Consider the following 21,177-nt stretch of genomic DNA (forward strand, 5'->3'; position numbering starts at 1 on the left):
CTATACGTGTAAACGAACAATCTATCACCACTCTCATAATACGATTAGGTTAAACTATTTTAAGAGCTGATAGATTTAGCCCCGAAGCAATTTGGGGCTTTTTTTGTATCTTAATTGTAAATGAAAATCAAGGAGCTCACTCTTTACACCTCCAAGCTAAAAGAAGTAGAACCATTCTACACTGACCTACTTGGCATAGAGTTGCTTGATAGCAGCCAAGATTCAATAAAGCTCAAAGTAGGTGAAACCAACTTGATTTTTGAGCAGTCAGAGCAAAGCATGTATTACCATTTTGCCATCAACATCCCCTCCTATCAAATAGGTGATGCACTGAATTGGATCAAAAGCAAAACAAAGGTTCTCCCTTTTCACGGAGATGAGATTGTGGATTTCAAAAGCTGGAACGCTGAGGCACTTTATTTTTACGATCCTGCCGGTAACATCGTCGAGTTAATCGCCAGAAAGAATTTGAAGATTTCGTCTGTTGACAACTTCGATGCTTCATCTTTTCAGCATATAAGTGAAATCGGTTTGCCAGTCGCGGATGTAAATTCAACTTTTAATCAATTCGAAGAGGAATGTGGACTTTTAAAGTTTAGTGGAGATTATGAACGATTTTGCGCTGTTGGATCGGAAACCGGTCTTTTCATTACTATCGACTACAATCAAAAGGACTGGATTCCCAATGACGATAAAGCTCATTCTTTCCCTTTTTCATGCGTAATAGAAAATGATAGGAAGAGATACGGCATCTCTTATCCTGATGAAAACCTAATTATCACCCCAAAGTAGCATGTTACTCAATCAGTTTCCAGACCTTAAATGGATCCAAGAGCAATCCAGAACCAATTTTGAAAATCAAAATGGAGCGGAGAATGTAAAACTCAAGAAGAAGGGATGGCCAAATGTGGTATTAAATACACTAAGCAGCAAAACCGAGAGAAATAATATTAAGGCACCTTTTAGCTTATTCACCAACCACAAAGGAAAAAGTCATGTAAAAGCAGATGGCAAAGAAGTCAGTGTTTCCTCTGATACTTATTGTCTGGTAAATCATGGGGACACGTACGATTTAAATATATCAGAAGATGAAACCTTAACCTTTAATATCCATTTCAGTGATCAGCTATATCATCAAACGCTGTATTCAGCAATCTCGTCTCATGAAAGCCTCCTAGATCAACCAAATAATAACATTCAGAATCATCATGTCACTTGTTCGCATTGGAAGGATTCAGAACTGAAGCTACATATTCAGAAGATCCAGGATTTTTATACTCTTAATGATAAAGTGAATGAAGATGCTGAGAATAAGTTGCTGTCAGATATGCTAATCCACCTGCTGATTAAAAATGGTGAAAGTGCCAAAGGACTTCAAAAAATCAACGCACAAAAATTGTCCACAAGAAAGGAGTTGATTGTAAGAGTAAGTCGGGCTCGGGATTACATACATGAGAAATTTAACAATCCCATTACTATAGACGAATTGGCACAGATAGCCACGCTATCAAAATACCACTTCCTAAGGATTTTCAAAGAAGTGTATGCCTGTACCCCGCATCAGTATTTAGCAAAAATACGTCTCCAAAAGGCTGAGCAACTGCTAAAGACCAATCTTGAGATTTATGAAATTGCTCATAGAATTGGTTTTGAAGAAACAAACTCATTCTATCAGTTTTTTAAGAGAAGCAGAGGTATTACTCCTTTAGGATTCAGGTTTCGGAATTAGCAATTTTGAATAGTCCTTGATTCTGATCTCCTCCTATTTTTGACACAAAGATTGAAAAATGATAGAAATAGGATTTTATCTTCTCACGGTGGCAATAGTTTTTGCACCGCTAATGATTCTAAACAAGAGTGATCGCCCTGCAAAAAGAAAAAGGACGTATTCCTTTATCATCATAGGATGGTTTATTTATGTTTTCACTTTATCAAACAGTGGGTGGCTGGAAGATTTTAACTTTCCCCCTCGTGTCCCACTGCTCATTGTTGTTCCTGCGATTCTGGGTATTATCGTATATACTTCCCAAAAGTGGGTAAAGGAAGCGATTGCTAAAACCCCAGATCATCAAACCATCTACATACAGTCATTTCGAATACTGGTTGAGCTATTGATTTATGGTGCTTTTCTAATAGGTATATTTCCCAAGAAAGCAACATTCGAGGGGTTAAATTATGATATCCTGGTAGGTATCACCGCACTTATTGTCGGGGTGCTTGTTCAGAAAGGCATCTTTAAATCCAAAGCTATTCTGATATGGAACATTCTGTCCCTCGCTATCCTCGGATTAACTGTCTATAGCTTCATATCATCCTATTATTTCTCAGATATGATGAGTGGAAATTATGGATTCGTTCGAATGCCATACATATTCCTAGCAGCATTTCTATTGCCCATGGCCATATTTTACCATGTAACTTCCATTCGCCAACAGAGCTTAAAAAAAGAAACCCCGAATTGATTCGGGGTTTGTCAACATCAAAAATTCTTTCAATTATTTTTTCACGACAAGCGTTCCTGCAATCATATCATGCAACGCCTGTTTCTTTTCAGTGAATCCGGCCATGATGTAACCTATCAGCAATATGATTCCTGAAAGTATTTTTCCAATTTGTCGTAATGCTGCTTTCCCAATATCCAGCTTTTTACCGTTCATATCAGTCACTTTTAGGCCTAGCGCTATCTTCCCAACAGTTGCTTGATATTTGCTTGCTTCCATAATAGCGTAGTACAAAATAGAGATGATAAGGGTAAGAATACCTCCAGCGAAAATGGCTCCCATAATCGCCGAGCCCATTGCAATGATGTCTCCTTCTGTCATGGTATTAAAATCAAAGCCTTCGCTCGCAGCGCCAATACTAAGACCAACAGCTGCGAGGATTGGAATGATAACAAAACCATTGATAACGTATAGAATAATGTAATCAATAATGTAGGCTACAAATCTGAGCCAAAATCCAGCGTATTTACTTTCTGACATAATTAGTTAGGTTTAATTAGTTTAATGTCAATCAAATTAGCGCATTTATACCATATATGCCAATTAAGTAAACCTATTGGACATTCAGTGTTCACTTGATACCGCTCAGGACTTCAGCTTTTTCAAATTGTCATTCACTCATTAAATTACATCAAAACCTAACCTTAACTTAAATGAAATTAGACATCAAGTATCAGGAGCGATACTCTCGAGGAGAGTTGCTTCTGAGGACTCTTTTTGGGGCCATCTATATTGTATTGCCTCACATTTTCCTTTTGATTTTTGTGTCATTGTGGGGTGCCATTCTATCCTTTATTTCCTGGTGGATCGTGCTCTTTACCGGGAAGTACCCACAAAGCTTTTTTGAATTTCAGGAAGGCCTTTATCGATGGAACCTGCGAGTGAATGCACGCATCTATAATCTATGTGATGGCTACCCGCCCTTCGGAATCAATGCAAAAGATGACTATGTCACATTAGAGATTCCGTACCCGGAGAGACTTAGCAGAGGAATACTAATCCTCCGTACATTGCTGGGTGGCATCTATGTAATTCTACCACACATGTTTTTGCTGTTCTTTCGAACCATCGCCACAATGGTGCTGCAATTTTTAGCATGGTGGGTGGTCCTTTTTACTGGAGAATACCCTCAGAGCTGGCATGAGTTCAATGTGGGAACGCTTCGCTGGGGCACCCGAGTAAATGTTTATATGTCATTTATGACAGATGAGTATCCGCCATTTTCAGGAAAACCATGAGTAACGAATACCACGAAATACCACAACCAAACGAACTAAGCGAGCGAGAAAAGGATGATGCCATGGGCTCATACCTCATGATGTTTGCGTCAGTGGCCATAGGGCTGCCATTACCCATCATCAACCTCATCGCAGCGGTCGTATATTATTTCACAAACAGGTCGAAAGGCCTGTTTGTACACTTTCATTCTTTACAGTCTCTTATCAGTCAGCTCCCAACGACGATCATCAATGCCATTGGGGTTTACTGGGGCATTCGCATTTATTTTTTCGATTGGGAACTAACCGACACGTTCAAGGGCTATTTAATTATGGCGATCATATTTAACCTCGCCTATTTTGTTTTTAGCATCGTAGGCGCGGTAAAAGCCAGGAAAGGAAGAATGTACTACTTCCTGTTTTTTGGAAGACTTTCTTATGAAATGGTCTTCAAAAAGAAAGATGTAGATGAAAGTGAAATTCAAAATTTACCTCCTCGATGAAAGTCTGGCGTGAGCTGCTGATCCTTGTGTTGATTTTTGGGCTCATCTGGCTCGCCTTCACCTGGCGGCCACTGAGTCTGCCTGACTCTGAGTTTCGCCTGAGCAGAGAGCGGGAAAAAGATCTGGCCGAATTGATCATGGACGACCTGGAGGATGAATTTGTATTTTATCCTGACAGCACCGTAGAAAAGGTGCTATCGCCAATTACCTCGAGATTGCTTGATTCTCTCCGGGAGAAAAAATACGAATACAAATTTCACCTCATTGATAATAGCAGGGAGGTAAACGCTTTTGCCACAATAGATGGACATATTTATGTTTTTTCAGGCCTTCTGAAGTTTGCCGACAACCCCGAGCAAGTCGCCGGAATCCTGGCGCATGAGATTGGTCATCACGAAAATGGAGACCTTGTGGACAGGCTAATGAAAGAGTTGGGACTCAGTGTGCTTGTGGCGGTTCTTAGTGGTGGAGACGCAGTGATGATTTCCGAAATCTCCAAGATTCTAATCTCTACCGGATTTGATAGAAAGCAAGAACGTGAGGCTGATGAATTTGCCTATGACCTAATGACCAGAGTGCAGATCAATCCGGCACGTCTTGCGCACTTTTTTACCAAACTCAAGGCAGAAGAAAAAACCTATCCTGATGATTTGGAAATCATAGCCACACATCCAAATTCCAAAAATCGGATAGAGGGGGCACTCTCCTATCAATTACCGGAGGGGTTTGAGGAAAAAGAGTTTGAAATCGATTGGAAAGAATTGCTTGAGAAAGAATTATAAAAAATAGTTTTCCCTACAACCTTTTCCAGCCTGCAACATCCTTGATTCAGTGACTGTCTTATGAACTGACTCAAAAACCAAAAGGATGCTAAAAAACTACATTACCATTGCTTTCAGGAACCTCTGGAAGCACAAGCTATTCACCGGATTAAATATTTTCGGTTTATCACTGAGCATGTCTGTGTGCCTTGTCTTGATTTTATTGGTGTATGATCACTTCCAATATGATAAATTCCATCCACATGCCGATAGAATATACCGTATCACCACTGATGCCAAAGGGCACGAGGGTCCGTTCGATGAAAAGTATGCCTCCTCTCCCCTTCCTTTCAAAAACGAGCTCGTCGAGCGATATTCGTATATCCAGGGTGGCAGCAACCTCAACTCCTATTTCCGAGGCGAAATAAGGTCTCCTCATAAGATCTTAAACATTCAATCACTTTATGCTGATGAGGCATTCTTTGATGTTTTTGCTTTTGAGCTAAAAGAGGGAAACAAAAACGCATTGCTCGAACCATTTAGCATTGTTTTGAGTGAGGAGCTATCTGAAAAATTGTTTCCGGATCAGTCTGCGCTGGGTCAGACCATTGAATTTGAGGACCATGGGAGTTATAAGGTGACCGGTGTGGTCAAGCGTCCTCCGGGAAAAACACATTTGCAATTCGAAGCATTGGGGTCATTGAATACCCTTCCAGTTCTCGCAGAAAAAGATCTGGTTTCCGATAGTTACAATAGTTGGAAAGAACACTGGAGCGGATATAACTATTTGGTTTTGAGTGATCCATCATTTAAAAATGAGGCTGAGGATGCTATTAATAAGCTTGCAGCAGAGAAAATAGAATATGAGGAGGACGAACAAGAAATGGTTTTTCGTCTTCAGTCGATGAATGATATAGTTCCGGGTGGATTGACTTCCAATGAAATTGCATTCACCTTACCGTGGTTTGTACTGGTGTTTTTCGGGCTTTTGGGATTCATTGTACTGGTTACCGCCTCAATCAATTACACCAACCTATCCATTGCCAAAGCGCTCAGTCGAGCGAAGGAAATAGCGATAAGAAAAGTAAATGGCGCCAGCAAAAAACAAATCATATCACAGTTTTTAACTGAGTCGGTAATTACAGCATTCATATCCCTACTACTTGCGGTACTGATATATCGCTTCCTGATCATCTCATTCAATGAAATATGGATTTTTAGTATGATTGGCATATCCCTGGAGGATTCAATTGGCACGTACGGATATTTCATTCTATTCACACTAATATTAGGACTATTTACCGGGATCGGTCCAGCTATTTTCCTGTCAAAAATCAAGGCAGTCAATTCGCTAAAAGGGAGCATCTCTATCGTCAGGTCAAGGAAACGGTCAATATTCAAACACCTGACCGGAAAGCGGACGTTGATTAGTGTTCAGTTTAGTCTATCCATTATCATGCTAGTAACCATACTCATCCTCAACAAGCAGGGAGAGTTTTTGGTCAACTCAAATTATGGGTTCAATGAATCAGAGGTTTTCTATATAAATACCCACAAACAGAACCCATCTACCATCAAACAGCATTTTGAGTCAATTTCAGGAGTAGAGAATGTGACTTTCACCTCCCATCATCCTGCAGTAGGACGGTCCCATGGAGGCGGAGCTCAATGGAAAAAAGATCAGGAACCAATTACACTGTATTATTTTTCTGTTGATCCAAATTATGTTGATGTAATGGAACTGGAGTTGATTGCCGGTAGAAACTTCCCCAAAGACATTTCCGCTCAAAATGAAAAGTTTCTCATAATCAATCAAACGGCTGTAGAGACGTATGGATTCGAATCTGCCAGTCAGGCGATAGGTGAAACAATGACATTGGATACACTTGGTCTGCAGATAATTGGTGTCGTTAAAGACTATCATTGGGAGCCATTGATGAAATCAATACGTCCACTTGCCTTAAGAATCATGCCTGACAGATATGAATATGCATACCTTAAAGTTAGAAGTGAAGATATGATTGCTCAGAATAAGAAGTTTGAAGAAGCATGGACGTCCTTTGACGCAACCAGAGAATATGAAGGAGGTTTTCTAAATGAGCAACTGGACGAATTCTATCAGTTTTTCTACGACCTGGGGAATATCCTGGCCTACGTGGCTATGATAGCGTTATCCATTACCGGACTTGGCTTTTTGGGAATGGTTAGTTTCGAATTGAAAACCAAAGTAAAAGAGATAGGTATTCGAAAGGTTCTGGGTGCTTCGTTTCGGTCCCTGACCCTTTCCATGGGCAAAGGGTTTCTCGTAATGATTACCATAACCTCTGTCATTGCAATTCCTTTTGCAATGTGGGTGAATGGGCTATGGGTTAATGAGATGGCCTCTCATGCACCAGTAGATTACACGATATTCATACCGACATTAATAATTGTTGGGACGATAGCTCTTACAACTATCCTTTCGCAGGTATGGATCAATGCGAACAAGAACCCGACCGAAACCCTTCGAGCAGAATAGCTATTTGAAAATACACTCAGCGTTTTCCTTTGATATCTGAACCACAGCTTCCGGTATTTCCTGATCGCTGAATGTATTTTTCATGTCTTTGATTCGAATAAAAACAATCCCTGATTCAGCAATATCCGTCATATCCTGTTCAGTCATTTGATAAGTTACCTTGTATTGTGTGATTTTACTCCCAAAGTCATTTATAACCTCAGGATCTGCTTTATCAATGGAAGTCATTCGAATTACTTTGCCATTACCTGCACGCATTACCAGCTCGCTCCCCTTGGGAATGGAAGTGCTAAGCTCTCCATAATCTCCCACCTCTACCTGAAACTTATAGTCACTCCCATTGCGGATATAATAGAAGTAGTAAAAAGGTGTTGGACCAGTAAGGCGGGTTTTAACAGTTCGGATGATATCATCTGTGAGCGGATCTTTTTCGTTGACCACATACTTACAGATTTGTGCCTGGCCGGAAAATGCGACGAGGATAAGGCTAATTATTGCTAAGGACTTCAATCTCATCAATCAATGCTTTAATCGGAATTAAAACTACAACAATTCAATGCGAGCGATCAAGTATCCGAAACAAAAAAACTCTGGCACGCACATATCAAACCTCTTATAAAGAAAGATTATGAGTCAGTCAGCACATTCGATGATCCCCATAGTGGGCGTGATCTAGCGCGCCGAACAAACCCATTTAAGGTAAAATTCTCAGGTTTGTATATTGCTGTACCAGAGCAAGGTAAAGGTAGTGGTTTGTAAGGGGAACAAATAGAATTGCATAAAAAACCCTGACTAGAAAAATCTGTCAGGGTTTAAAGTGAGCCACCAGTCGGATTACTCATACCCACTACCATGCCGCACTACCTCTCGTGAACCGCACGCGGTTTCGAACATCATGATTGTGCTATGTCGTTGGTTCTCATCCATATAAATACATAAAAAAACCCACTCGTTTGAGTGGGTTTGTGGAGCCCCCAGTCGGATTCGAACCAACGACCTACTGATTACAAGTCAGCAAGCAATACCCAATAGATGGTCTTAAATGATGTTTTCACTATACCACATTGGACAAAAGCGGAAAAAACTATACCACAAGACTATACCACGTCACCCCGGCTTCTTACTAAGCCGCACGCCGATTCTAAATACCCATGGACTGGGGTTCAAGTCATTGTTTTGATAATTGAAATCGTACATGATCATGGACATCATCTGCACGATACCGATCTTAAACTCTCTTCCCACACCCAATAAATAGGCTTTTTGCCAGCCTTTTGATTCCCCCTGCTCACTACCGAAAAGCGATTTATCTATTTGCCACCCCAATTCTGCCCAGGCAAAGAACCCTTTGGGAATATCATAGCGGGTAAACACACTGTAGCCGTGCCCGTCCCCCGTGGTTAACGACGTGGTATCTTCCGCGGTGAATTGCTCACGTAAAGTAATACCCGTGCCAGCTAACCATTTCTTATTGATCCAGTAACCCAACTGGAGGTTGGTGCTAAGTATCAGCGGATCCGTGCTTTGCAGGCTGATATTCCCACCAAAATAAAGACGCTTTTTAAATGGGACATTTTCCAATGAGTTTCGTTTGGTTCCTTCCTCAGGATAGCGCGTGTCTGGCAACTCACTATACTTTTTCTTTAGCTTCTGAATGTCAGCTTGTGCTTCCTGAAACTGCTCAGGATCCACTTTCTTGAAAAGCTCTCGTGCTGCATCCGGCTTCACCAGGTTAGGGTTGGGTTTAGTGGGCTTTTGCAACGGATTCAATCCCTCTGCAGGATTGCTTAACTGGGTTAGCGGATCTTCCGCATTCCCCATTTCATCCGGCATAAACTTTCGTGCTTCAGCTTCCAGTACCGCTGTGGCTTCTGCCAGGGCTATGCTATCAGCTTGCTCCGTGTTGAGCCCCGGATCCAGCTCGACCGGGTTCAGGATAAACTCTTGGTACTCAGGTGGAAAATCTGATAATATCTCTTTTGAGATTTCCAGTGAATCTTCTTTTGATATCTGACCCACCTGCATGGAATCTAATCGGACGCTTTCGACACTGTCATATTTCTGACTGTAGAGCTTCCTTGCTTCTGCTTGCTGCTGAAGTTTGCGTGCCTGTTCACCACGCTCCTCTGCAGTCTGTTTTGCTCCCTTTGCGCGGTTAATAGCATCCGCATGACGGCCCGTGGCTTTGCCGTCTACTTTAACCTGGGCCAATGTTCCAAAGCCAATAAAAACCAATAAAAGAAGTGAAATGAACCGCACGCGCAAAGATCAGTAAATGGAAGGAACCCCAGAAATAAAATCATTTAATCTTCAGAAAAAGCATTATGCCGAAATTGCCCCTTCATTATTAATTTCACAATAATTATCAACCGGCAAAAATTGTCGAAGCTGATTCTTAATGATAGAGACTGCCTTGTATGGGCAGTCTTTTTTGTTTCTTCTTTCTCTCCAATCAATTTCTTTGAATCGTCATACACGTAGATGTCAATTACCTAAAAGTGGGTATTGAAATCCTGTATAAACCGCGCCTTTCTTTGCGTCCCTTTATCATGAACAACCGAAGAACCTATCACACTTCCCTCAAAGATCTGGTTAGACTAGGACTATGTCCTCCCTGTATTTTGGCATTGATACCACGCGCTAATATTTATCGGTGGAAAAATGAGCTCGAGAGTAAATACTATGGCAAAGATTTCAGGGACATTCAGTCGTTTGAATCTCTACTAATAAGTATTCAAAAACATCCCGGTTTTTTCTTCACTTGCGGCAGGCTTCTCAATACCTTAACAAGCATATGCCAACAATCACAAGATTTCAAAAAACAACTCACTCTAGGAAAAGACAAAGTAGTTAAGGCTATTATGTCAGCTTCAAAAATTCTCCCACTCAGGAGCGCTCTAAAGTTCTTTGGCATTTCCAGAAATACCTTTTATAACTGGAAAACACAATGTGGATTGTCTCCCATCAAACTATGCCGAAAACGATTTAGTCATCAGCTCACCAGTGATGAAGTTGGAGGGTTAGAGAAGTTATTAACTGCACCAAAATTCAGGCATTGGGGAATCAGCTCTATTCAGCTATGGGCTAAAAGAAACAATGTACTGCACGCTTCGCTCAATACCTGGTACAAATACAATCAACTATTTAGGTGGAGAAAAATGAAACAGAGGTACCGAAAAGCAAGCTACCTTCCTCTGCGTGCTTCCCAACCAAACGAATATTGGCACGCTGATGTCTCCATCCATCAATGTCTGAATGGCACCAAAGGTTACATCTATACAATCATTGACAATGCCACGCGCAAAATATTAGCGTGGAAAATTGCCAATCACCTTTCCGGAAAAATGATGAAAGAAGTGATAAATATGGCCTCAAAAAAGCTGCGTCATAATAAGCCACCCAAGCTAGTGGTTGACGGAGGATCTGAAAATTTTAATCATGAGGTAAGCGACATATTGCAAGCGAAGAAAATGAAGCGATTGCAGGCTTCTGTAGATATCAAACAGTCTAACTCAATGGTTGAAGCCGTATTCCGACAGTTAAAACACCAATTCCTATTAAAGCAAAGCATTCATAATTTATCCCAACTGAAAGAAAAGGTTGATTTCTTCTTCACAGATGCCAATCAAAATAAGCCACTAAAAGTATTGGATGGAATAACCCCGGATGAAGCATACCGCGGGTGTGCATCTTATGAGGAAATAACCAATAAAGCAGAGGCTAGCAAAGCCATCAAGCAGAGGATCAAACAAAATCAAGAGCAATGGTGCATTTCATGCTCCAATTAGCCGCTTGTCTCTTAATTGAGACTGATTTGTACTAGTGAATATTGATGTTTTGCTCCGAAATTCAGCGATTCTAAGAAATGATCTCCTATGGATACAATCCTAATTAGATAAGTAGTTTGGAGATCAAACCTTCACTTCATGAGCTAAACTAAGAAAGTGACGGTTTGGAACGTGACCGATGTTGCCTCTTAATCCAATTTATGTTTATCGAATTGGTAATAAGCTAACCAATCTTTGAATCTCTCTTCAGTTCCAGATTCAACGATCCAACCACATTCAATATCAGTCAACAAAAGACCCAATAAGTCAAATCCTATATCGTTTATATTAAGGCTGTCTTCACCACATTCCTTATCAAACTCATAGTACACTTCATCTAATTTAAGTTTAGAAATAACTCCTTTATTAAAACTAGCTGTGTTTCTAGGATGTAGATTTTCATTAAGAAAGTAAATAGATTGAATATCATTTATGATCTCTTCATGACTAATTGAATCACGATCAAGCCAGTCCAAAAATCCATTAGTCAACTTTAAGTAAAACAACTCATCAACTTCCGATCTAACAATTAACCCTTTGCTTACACGATTACCATTGATGGAGATAAAGCCGTATTTAATATTACCTAATGCATATAGGTAAACTTCAAAATCTGAATCAAATTCTACCCAAGAAACCTTTGCTACCTCTCCACCCTTTAAATACAACTTAAAATCACTCCCCTTAGATGAAGTTTCACATTTAACAAAATCATAATCACCAGCATAAATTGCGCTGTCATAATCATATGATTCTTGGCTTATCATTTTCAAAGCATTTTTTACATGCTCGCTTATAAGTCTAGTATCTTGAGCGTTCAAACTGAGAGATATAAAAAGAATTAATATCGAAAAATGGTTTTTCATTAATTTTCTTCTTGAATTGGACTTCTTCCTTTTAGATTAATTATCAGACTTCCAATATTTCGAACCGAATTATCTGTCCCAAATTTAGTCCATCCATTAACTGGAGAACCTGCAGTCAAAGACCCTCCCGAAAATGTTTGAACCTTCGTTTCAGGATTTGATGTTGCAATTGATGACTGATCACCGTTGAGATATACATTAACTCTTCCTCCAAAAGCCTTAAACAAAGCCTGTCCAAGAGCTGTTCCATTTTCATTGGAACAAGTAGAGCATGCAGTAAAAATCACATTACCTCCATTTTTTACATTACTTGCCATGCTTTGCATTGATTTAACCTTATTAGCTTCTTCCACGGATATAACTGGTTTGTAACGACCCACTTCCACTTCATTGAAATAGTAATCTTTTCCATTTGAGGCTTCTTTTATTTCCATATTTTCCAACCCACTATTGACTGCATTCACATCATTTTTAGTTATTGGCTTTCGATCAGCAATAATACCTCCAGGAGCACCATGAGAACCGATTATCAAATTATCCAATTCAAGTTCACCATTATTGGTATACTCATTCAAATCGTTTGCTGCATCTTCAAAATTATCTGAACCTATCAATTGCCAATTTTCATTTCCTTGTGCTGCTAAGCTTTTAGCCAAATCCAAGATATTGTGTTTATCATCCGCAACCAATACAATTACATTAGTAATTGGATCTTCCACCATAGTTCCATCAGGATCGATGAATGATATCGGATTGTTTAGAACATAATTATATGGACTAGCAGACTGATAATATTCACTTAGTGGGTCAACAGCTCCCCACCTACCTATATCTGCCATATACATCCTTGCACCATAATCATGCCAACCAGTCTCTTCTTGTAATTCCTTCCCATTATACAGATACTTCTGCCCCACACTAGCCGTCCTCACACTTTCATTAAACGTCAGCCCAAAAGGATAGTAATCCTGCGTAGAAACAACATTCGTCTTACCGTGGTAGACAGTGAAATCGTCGAAGTTGACAGTAATTGGCTCCTGATTCTCATTACTCAGGTATGCCAACACATACCCATCCTGCTCAAACGGGGCAATATCCAGCGTTACTTCCTCATGAACGCCCACACCCTGTGCGGCTGTTGTTATTTGGGTGAAGCCTGCTGAGAGATAGTTCATGTCTTTGTCAAAGAGAATGTAATTCAAAAACGCTCTCGGAGCGGTGTTCGAATCATCCTTTCCAGCCATTGCTCCTCCATTCAATGCATCGTCAAATACCGTAGAAGAACTACTTACTCCACCTCCTTCAGGCACTCCGCTTCCATATACATTATCAAAGGATGTGAACAGTGTGTTATATGCTGTTCCTAAGAAATTATTACCACTCGGAGCACTCTCATAGTTCGCTTGTACAGATAAGTTGATTGTATCACGCTTATTCACACTCAGGAATATCATAGCTCCTGTTTGTCCACTTTGAAGAAGTTCTACTTCATCTCCAACACTCATATCTTGATATACAGTAGTATTTGCATCACTATTAGTATGTCTGTGTAAGTCCTGCCAGCCGTTTTCTTCTCCTGTTTCGAAGGTTTCAACCATCGTGTAATTCTCCGGCTCAGTACTAAACGTCACTCTCACATTTCCTAAGTGGTCTTTCAAGTGATATTGATAATCCCAAAGTGTGTCCTTCGGAATAATTCTCCCTTCTTCATGCTGAATGAGTTGAAGTTTTCTCACTCCACTTGTATCAGTCTCATAGATGAACTCTCCAACATAATCTGTCACCTTGAGTGTATCACCTTGTTTATAAACGACCTGGTTCAATTTGATTCCTGCCGCATCGTACAAGTATGTGATACTATCGCCTGAGGTCTCAAATTCTACTTTTATCGGAAGATTCAAGTGGTTATAATAGATCGAGTCTATGCCTTTGTTACGGTCTTTGGTCATGTTGCCGTTGGTATCATAGGTGTAATCGTCTCCAGATGTATTCCCATCCACAAAACCTACGGTATCAATACCTGCATCGCTAACACTCACTAACTGATTACCATGACCATTGTAATCATAAGTAAGGTCATCCAAATCTTGAGCGTCTTTGTCTTTTCTCAATAACCATTCGATATTGCCATTCAGATCATATGCTAATTGTACACGAAATTGATTGGTATTGGACCACCCATTTCTATTTCTTCTTGAAAAGGCTCCTTTCAACCTATTCAATCCATCATACTCAAACCTGTAAGCACGCTCTGTGATATTGGCATTTTTGTGATCGTCTGGTGTGCTCCACTTCATACCTGAAATATTGCCATTATGTAACCCGGCATTAGTGACGGAAGGATCTTCTTCATCATACAAGAGCTTCATTCCAAATAGGTCATCGTCATTGGACTGAGTCAGGTCGCTATTGTTTATTTCGGTAAGCCAACCACGAATATTATAAGAGTAATCAAGTGATTGCCTTCCGCCATGTAGGTCCTTCTCTTCTAATTGACCCAAATCATCATATCGGTTACTGGCAATCAGAACAGAATCCGCTTGATCACCTATTTTGTGCCAGGTCTCCTTTAATCTTCCCATATGGTCGTAAACAAAACTGCGGGTGGTAGTAATTGTAGTGTCTCCATTACTATGTGAGCTTACCGATCGATTGACCTGACCAATAAAATCCATATAGGTGGTGACCACATCATTGCCTCCAAGATGATTTGTGCTTTGGGCCTGAATTAATCGATACTTGTTATCATAATAACTGACACTGTATATCCAATTGTCATTCCCGGCTTTTGTAACTGTGCCTGTTACCTGATCCTTAACCGAGATGTTCTGGGTTAACCGATTTTCCGTATCGTTAAAATCCAGTCCTAATGAACTCCAGGAACTATTGGGTAATGACATAAAATCATAATTATCATAATACGTAACCGTCAAGTATTGTTGTATTGAATCTCTTGGAAAGCTGCGGTTTGAATAGAGATGAATTCCTGTGGAGTCTAATGCTTCAAATCGAAACTGTGGATTTTTCAAGTACTCCTGCCAATAGGAAGCCGATCTCTTACTTTCCAAAATACCGGTTAGGATGGGTCTGTTTAGTTCATCATATTTTGTAAATAGCCATCGATCATCGCTTCTTTGATTCCCGTCTTGAGTTAAAACCAATCTATCCCGTGGGTCATAAACCATAAATACACTATCAGCACCAGGGACTTTTTTCATTGTCATTCGGTTGCGGTAGTCATATTCATATAAGAATCCCCACGTATTTAGAAAATCTTCTCTTGCTTCTTGATTTTGTGCGAAGAATTCTGAATCTAAGCGGTTAGTTGCTTCGGGTGGAAAAACTACTGCTAAGTTTCCATAGACATCATAGATGTAATAGGTTTCTGCCCAGTCCACGGCATTTACCTCAGACTTCTTCAGAATCGTTTGCCCTGTACTATTTGTGTATTCAATAGTTCGATTGCCATCTTCATCTGTGGTAGTGTTTTTATAAAGGCTACTTCCTCCATAGACTCTTTTACTACCAGCCAACAAAGAATCAAACTCCCATAATATTACTTCGGCTGAATCTGCAATATCATAATGATAGGTTACCGTTGCTCCTCCTATTTGCCATGGGTCCCCAGGACTGCCTTGCTCCAATGGCCTGTTAAGTGGTGAGGCCTCAAATCGGGTTTCTGCGTAGGCTTTGTCTTCATTTTTAACACTGGTATAATAATTATAGTGTCTGGATGACTGATACCCCTGAGTTTGCGGATCAAAGACCGCAGTTGGTTTGTATACCCCTGACAAATCAGCTTCAGCATAAGGTAAATAAGACTTTGATTGTCTTCCCAGCTCATCATATTCGGTTGGGGTTAACATATCTGAAGTACCACTTGGAGTGGCATTTAGGGCAATACTCTGAGACTGACGCCCTAAACCATCAAACACATTAACAGCTATGTTTTGTTGTTCCAATTCCAACTCAAAATGATCAACCAGATCCTCACTTGAATTAGATGAGTCAACGATCGGGTGTTTGTAGGTATAGGTTACAACCGCATTTTCATTCATATCCAGCTGGCTACCGATCTCCGCCCAGCCTGTTGTATCCACTGCACCTCCGGTACTTGTGACCACAACCTTATATCTGCCAACCTTTGGAACGATTAATTCAGTTGAGCCTTCAAGTATCAATGAATCCTCAAGAAACCACTTATAGCTGGCATGCCCTGACTCGATAGTTATCGTTTTTTCTACATTGGGACGAATATTTGGAGTCAGTCCCCAATCCACTTCCGGCTCCTCCAATACGTTTATCAAAACCTGATTGCTATACACTGGATCGCAAATTCCATTTTGGACCACCGCTTGAAAGTAGGTTGGCTCTTGCAAATTGCTGTATTTATAGAAGCTGTCCTGCTTTGGAATGTCATTCCATCCTCCGGTAGTCCTATATTGCCATTTTATCACATTCCCAACAATATTTCCGTCCAAAAAAATTGTGTCAGATGCCATTCCAAACACTTCGGTATTCCCTGTTAATGTCCCAGCCTCACTCGGCTCAACAATGATTGCCTTAATAGCCTTTCGGTCAGCGTCTTCACATTGAGAAACTGAACTAGAAGTAGCCGCATAGTAGGTTGTAGTATTTGTTAAGTAAGGAGTGGTGAAATTGCTGCCGTAGTGTATTACATTTCCTCCCGTGGGACTTGAATACCATTTTATGTTATCTCCTCCAACTCCTGGAGTAGCCGATAAAGTGACAGTACCGTCATCACAACGCGAAACATCCGACCCACTTGCTAATGTTGGCTCCAGCGCTATTTGACCGGTAGCACTCGCAAGAGCAGAGTTTCCACAACCCGTTGAAGTTTGTCTAACATAGACTGTCTTTGAACCAGAGAGGTTTGAAATAGTCAATGTATGTCCATTGGTGCCCACATTATAGGTTAAACCCATGTAGGTTCCATCAGATATAGGAAGGCTCGTTGGGTCGTTTGTGTAAAACCACTGGTAAGTTCCGGAAGGAGAGCTTGGAGAAAGTGTTACAGTATTATCACAACCATATGTAGTTGGGACAGTTGGAGTGGATGGACTTACACAAACATTTACGCTTTTAGAATAGGTGCCGACTGTGGTATTGGTAGAGGTATTCTTAATCTCCAGATACACTGTCCCATTTGAACTCCAGTCAATATCAACGCTACTCCCAGTCCAAAAATCGCAGGGTAGAGATGGACGTGCTGGAAAACAACCGGTTGGCAAAGTTCCGCCAGCAGAGACCGTCCAAATATATTCTTCATTCATCTGCGGTAACCCTCCGCTGAAACTGTAAGTTTTTGTAGATCCTGGTGAAGCTGTTGACGGACCATTAATCGACTGAGCCATCGATAATAGACAAGAAAGAATTAAAAAAAAGAATAAAAGATTTTTCATTATGACTAGTGGTGAAGTGGTGATAAAGAGTAGTAGAAATACCTATATGAGGTTAGTAAATGCAGTTGATCATCCAAAACCTTGACAAGTCTACCAAGGCCATCACGCTTGTAATGAGTGGATCGATTGTTTGAATCCTTGATTTCAGTCAGGCCTGTTTCGGTATAATCAAATGTTGTAATTGATGAATTGCTGAGCGAACTTCTTAAAGAATTGACTGCAGTTAAATAGCTAGATCCAAGGTTAGCCAGGTCTTCGGTATTGACATTGAGCTGGCTTGCGACTATAGCAGGGTCACTATTAACAATTTTAGCGATTGGGTACTTACCTCCGTGTCCCCATATATAGGTTGTTTTGATCCCAGCATTATTTACTGAACTGATGGGTTTTCCATCTTCCAACTCAAATTCCTGCACCCATTCAAAGTCATTAGGAATGTAATCTAAACCTGAAGAGTTGCTCCCTTGACCTCTGTTGTATCTGTATACTTTTATTACATTACCAAAAGAATCTAATTCAACGGCCTGTCCGTCAACCAAAATATCATTGATATATGTTTTTTGTGTAATCGGAATTGTGATGCAATTGCTCCCACTTATTGGAGATAATTCCGGATGATCAAATGAATACGTATATTCAGTTTTCAAGGTGCGCCCATCAGATAGCGTCACTAGCTTTTCTTCAGGGAGAGCATGTGAATTAAAACTGATATTAGTTACCTCCTCCTTTTCTTTTACATTTATTCCATCTCTGACATAGTATATCTGTCTTTCAACTCTATTTTGAATGGATCTTGAGGTAAATAGTCTGTGGTTTGGGTAGTCATAAGCAAGTTGATTTTGCTCTATTTCAATTGGGTTTGGAGATGGGATTGGTTGACCAGCAAAACTGACACACATATCCTTGTCACCAATTGTGTAAAAACTAAGTGACGATGTATTGGTGTAATTATCCTCAAATAATCTTTCTTCTCTTACCCCACTTTCATCTACCATGGCAATTTTATCATTCTGAGAAAGTAAGTTTTTTCTTTTTGGAAGCTGAGAATAGTAATGAATACTCTCAATAGTATCATTATTCCCTATTCGAAGTTCTGATACCTCAGTATTAAAGTAACCAGCTTTAATAGTAAAAGGATCAAGTGCTCTATTATTTGAGCTAAATACATATTTATTCGCTCCATCTCCATATTCCCTCCATGTATTATCAATTAAAAAGTTATCTCCAAGTAAATTTTTATAACGATACATGGTAGCACCAACAAGCTTATCCATATTACCGTAATTCTCCTTTTTTAGAAGGCGCAACCCCCCACAATAATTTACCCTCTCTTGCCTCTCATCCACCCAACTTAGTTCAACATAAATATCGGCATTTGGATTAGCGTTAAGCACAGAAGTTTCAACCTTCAATTCCAACCTGTAAAATCCTCCTGACGGTAGATATCTAATTCCATCTGCAAAAACTATTATGTCAGTTGGAAATACTGAAGAGGTGGAACCATCAGGATATAAATTCCATTTAGCACAGTCTATATTTGGGTAGCTAGGATCATATTCACATTCGGAGGAAAATCCAATGTGCTCAATCACATGGTCATGAAATAATCCTTGCAAATCATTCTTACCAAGCGGGTTATCTATTTCAATTTCGACACTAAAAATAGTGTTGGGTCCCTCGATCCTTACAGAATCATAAATGGTATTAGAAAGCTTAATCTTTTTATGATCAAAAACAGGATTTCCTCCTACACTTACTGTATCTAGATTTGGCTCATATGTAAATTTTGTTCGACCACCAGTTGGATAGGTAATCGAATGCAATGAGGCCATTTTGAGGTAATAAAAATCGGGTTGACGGTCGGCAACAAAATCATGGTAATTTCCATCAAAAACATGCGTATAAAGCCCGCGTGTGAAAGGGACTAGTCCGTTATTTATTTTTCCGTTATAATAGTTATGATAATCTTTAGAATATGAATCAATCGGGGGAAGGTTACCCGAGTAATAAGTAAATACATGCGCAGGCTTTTTACTTCCATCAAACCCATACTCTCGCACATACTCCAACTTTAATCGTGGATCACCAGAAAAACGACTATAACCAAATACAAACTTCTTGGTTTTTTGAGTCAGCAGATCCTTAACCACAACGCTATCCAATTTTTTCTTCCAATTAGAAGCGAGGGCATCATTTGAATAATAAAAGGAGACCTTTTCCTTGTAGGTAGTAATATTTTTTATAAGTTGATTTTTAGGGCTTCTCTCTGTGGTAACACGTGTTCGATAATGATATCTTTGACCGGCACTTCCTTCTGTCTTCTGTCCTTCACATCCACAAACATTTTCAGTGCCTGGCATATACCCTGTTGTTCCATTTGTGCCAATATCACACCACCTTGCTTGAGTTATTGATTCACTAGTGGTTAACAAATAGTCAAATTCATATGGCGTGTAATCAAAATCAATCTCATACCCGTTTTTAGTTGTCACCTTTCCAAGTAACCACCCAGTATCACCATACTCTCTACCTATCTCACTACCACTTGTCCCGTTATCTCCCGTGCTAGCAGAGATTGTGTAACCATTATTTTGCTCTATCGCCCCATCAAATACATATCTATTGCCATTCCCATCATATGCATTGAAGGAGAATTTGTAATTACTGATTGCGGGCTCTAGATAAGCTTGATCGTTGTAATCTTTGACAAGTTTGCTAACAATGTTCGCTGGATTGGCGCCTTCATCAAAGTAAAAAGTTCCTGATTGCCCCCCAAATTGATACCTGAAATCATCAGGTTGATTATCAATTTGTGAGTAAACATCAGTTATATATTTATGAACCCAATAACCCCCGTTTCCATTTTGACTCATGAATTGGTCTATTGACTGAATTGTATCAGGTTTCGCCCATCCAGTTTCGTCTGGGTATTCGACAATGGTTCTGTAAATTCCTCCGCCTGCATTCAAAGACCAACCCAAGCCAACTGAGCTGGATAACTGATCTACTCTAATCCCTGAAGCATGATAGCTTAAATAAATGGGTATTTCTGCCCCATCTACACTGACGGTATAAATTGGAATCTTTATCTGAGGAACACCTGTTGACAGGTCAACAGGAACTTCTCCATATTGTCCAATAGATGCCGCATTAGGAGTTTCAGGAATTATTCGCTCATGATAGTTGGCATAAGTGTCGACAAATGAGCCTTGTTGTGCATTAAGTGCTATACACAGGGTGAAAAACATCACTGCAAGCAGTGACTTAAATAAAATTAGATTCATTTGGTTAGGTTGTAATGAAGTGAAACAAGCACTGAGGTATAAGCAAAGCACCAAATAAAATAAATTATTCAGTTAGTTACTAGAAATGATGAAAAATTGATTATATGCATTAAGGATTTTGGTAAGTGACAGACCCTATTTGGTAATATGGCTGCTTGAATACTTCACTTATAGACCTAATTGGCAACTATACCACGCGCATAAAAAACTCACATTTCTGCAGGTGCTTGTTTTCAAAGTGATTACGCAGGGACTCAAACACCGAAGTTGCTTCTTA

The 21,177-nt window shown here is 40.0% G+C and carries 14 protein-coding genes; 8 read left to right on the plus strand and 6 right to left on the minus strand.

The annotated features are described in order from the left end of the window. Positions 1-120: 120 nt before the first annotated feature. From ACOQON_RS09635 to ACOQON_RS09645, 3 genes are read left to right on the plus strand one after another with little or no spacing between them, the layout of a single operon-like run. Complete coding sequence (locus tag ACOQON_RS09635) at positions 121-792, plus strand: VOC family protein (RefSeq protein WP_420575231.1); 672 nt, start codon at positions 121-123, stop codon at positions 790-792. 1 nt (position 793) lies between these two features. Further along, positions 794-1,729: a helix-turn-helix domain-containing protein gene (locus ACOQON_RS09640; protein WP_420575232.1), complete on the plus strand. Its 936-nt coding sequence runs from the start codon at positions 794-796 to the stop codon at positions 1,727-1,729. Between the two features lie 58 nt (positions 1,730-1,787). Beyond that, on the plus strand, positions 1,788-2,462 hold the full coding sequence (locus tag ACOQON_RS09645) for a hypothetical protein (RefSeq protein ID WP_420575233.1): 675 nt from the start codon (positions 1,788-1,790) through the stop codon (positions 2,460-2,462). A 33-nt stretch (positions 2,463-2,495) separates the two neighbouring features. Here the strand turns inward: ACOQON_RS09645 and ACOQON_RS09650 are convergent, their stop codons facing one another. Continuing rightward, complete coding sequence (locus ACOQON_RS09650; protein ID WP_420575234.1) at positions 2,496-2,981, minus strand: RDD family protein; 486 nt, start codon at positions 2,979-2,981, stop codon at positions 2,496-2,498. Between the two features lie 173 nt (positions 2,982-3,154). On the opposite strand from ACOQON_RS09650, the gene ACOQON_RS09655 reads away from it, so the two are divergent. The 4 genes from ACOQON_RS09655 to ACOQON_RS09670 all read left to right on the plus strand — a co-directional run bounded on the left by ACOQON_RS09655 (position 3,155) and on the right by ACOQON_RS09670 (position 7,500). Further along, on the plus strand, positions 3,155-3,739 hold the full coding sequence (locus tag ACOQON_RS09655) for a DUF4389 domain-containing protein (RefSeq protein WP_420575235.1): 585 nt from the start codon (positions 3,155-3,157) through the stop codon (positions 3,737-3,739). Then, entirely contained in the window at positions 3,736-4,221 is a 486-nt protein-coding gene (locus tag ACOQON_RS09660) for a DUF4870 domain-containing protein (protein ID WP_420575236.1), read from the plus strand. Before ACOQON_RS09655 ends, ACOQON_RS09660 begins: the two co-directional genes overlap by 4 nt. Beyond that, positions 4,218-5,003, plus strand: a complete 786-nt coding sequence (locus ACOQON_RS09665; RefSeq protein ID WP_420575237.1) for a M48 family metallopeptidase — start codon at positions 4,218-4,220, stop codon at positions 5,001-5,003. The genes ACOQON_RS09660 and ACOQON_RS09665 overlap by 4 nt, the downstream gene beginning before the upstream one ends. An 85-nt stretch (positions 5,004-5,088) precedes the next feature. Then, positions 5,089-7,500 (plus strand): ABC transporter permease, encoded by a 2,412-nt coding sequence (locus ACOQON_RS09670; RefSeq protein WP_420575238.1) that lies wholly within the window; start codon positions 5,089-5,091, stop codon positions 7,498-7,500. Here the strand turns inward: ACOQON_RS09670 and ACOQON_RS09675 are convergent, their stop codons facing one another. Together ACOQON_RS09675 and ACOQON_RS09680 are read right to left on the minus strand one after the other, a co-directional pair. Further along, positions 7,501-8,016 (minus strand): hypothetical protein, encoded by a 516-nt coding sequence (locus tag ACOQON_RS09675; protein WP_420575239.1) that lies wholly within the window; start codon positions 8,014-8,016, stop codon positions 7,501-7,503. It abuts the gene before it with no gap. A gap of 591 nt (positions 8,017-8,607) precedes the next feature. Next, on the minus strand, positions 8,608-9,759 hold the full coding sequence (locus tag ACOQON_RS09680; protein WP_420575240.1) for a hypothetical protein: 1,152 nt from the start codon (positions 9,757-9,759) through the stop codon (positions 8,608-8,610). Between the two features lie 602 nt (positions 9,760-10,361). On the opposite strand from ACOQON_RS09680, the gene ACOQON_RS09685 reads away from it, so the two are divergent. Continuing rightward, positions 10,362-11,288 (plus strand): transposase, encoded by a 927-nt coding sequence (locus ACOQON_RS09685; RefSeq protein WP_420575241.1) that lies wholly within the window; start codon positions 10,362-10,364, stop codon positions 11,286-11,288. Between the two features lie 188 nt (positions 11,289-11,476). On the opposite strand, the gene ACOQON_RS09690 is transcribed toward ACOQON_RS09685, so the two are convergent. From ACOQON_RS09690 to ACOQON_RS09700, 3 genes are read right to left on the minus strand one after another with little or no spacing between them, the layout of a single operon-like run. Next, entirely contained in the window at positions 11,477-12,193 is a 717-nt protein-coding gene (locus ACOQON_RS09690; RefSeq protein WP_420575242.1) for a hypothetical protein, read from the minus strand. Beyond that, positions 12,193-17,616: a DUF6443 domain-containing protein gene (locus ACOQON_RS09695; protein WP_420575243.1), complete on the minus strand. Its 5,424-nt coding sequence runs from the start codon at positions 17,614-17,616 to the stop codon at positions 12,193-12,195. Before ACOQON_RS09695 ends, ACOQON_RS09690 begins: the two co-directional genes overlap by 1 nt. A gap of 5 nt (positions 17,617-17,621) precedes the next feature. After that, on the minus strand, positions 17,622-20,900 hold the full coding sequence (locus tag ACOQON_RS09700; RefSeq protein ID WP_420575244.1) for a hypothetical protein: 3,279 nt from the start codon (positions 20,898-20,900) through the stop codon (positions 17,622-17,624). Between the last annotated feature and the right edge of the window lie 277 nt (positions 20,901-21,177).

The organism is Ekhidna sp., assembly GCF_965221965.1.
Taxonomy (GTDB): Bacteria; Bacteroidota; Bacteroidia; order Cytophagales; family Cyclobacteriaceae; genus Ekhidna.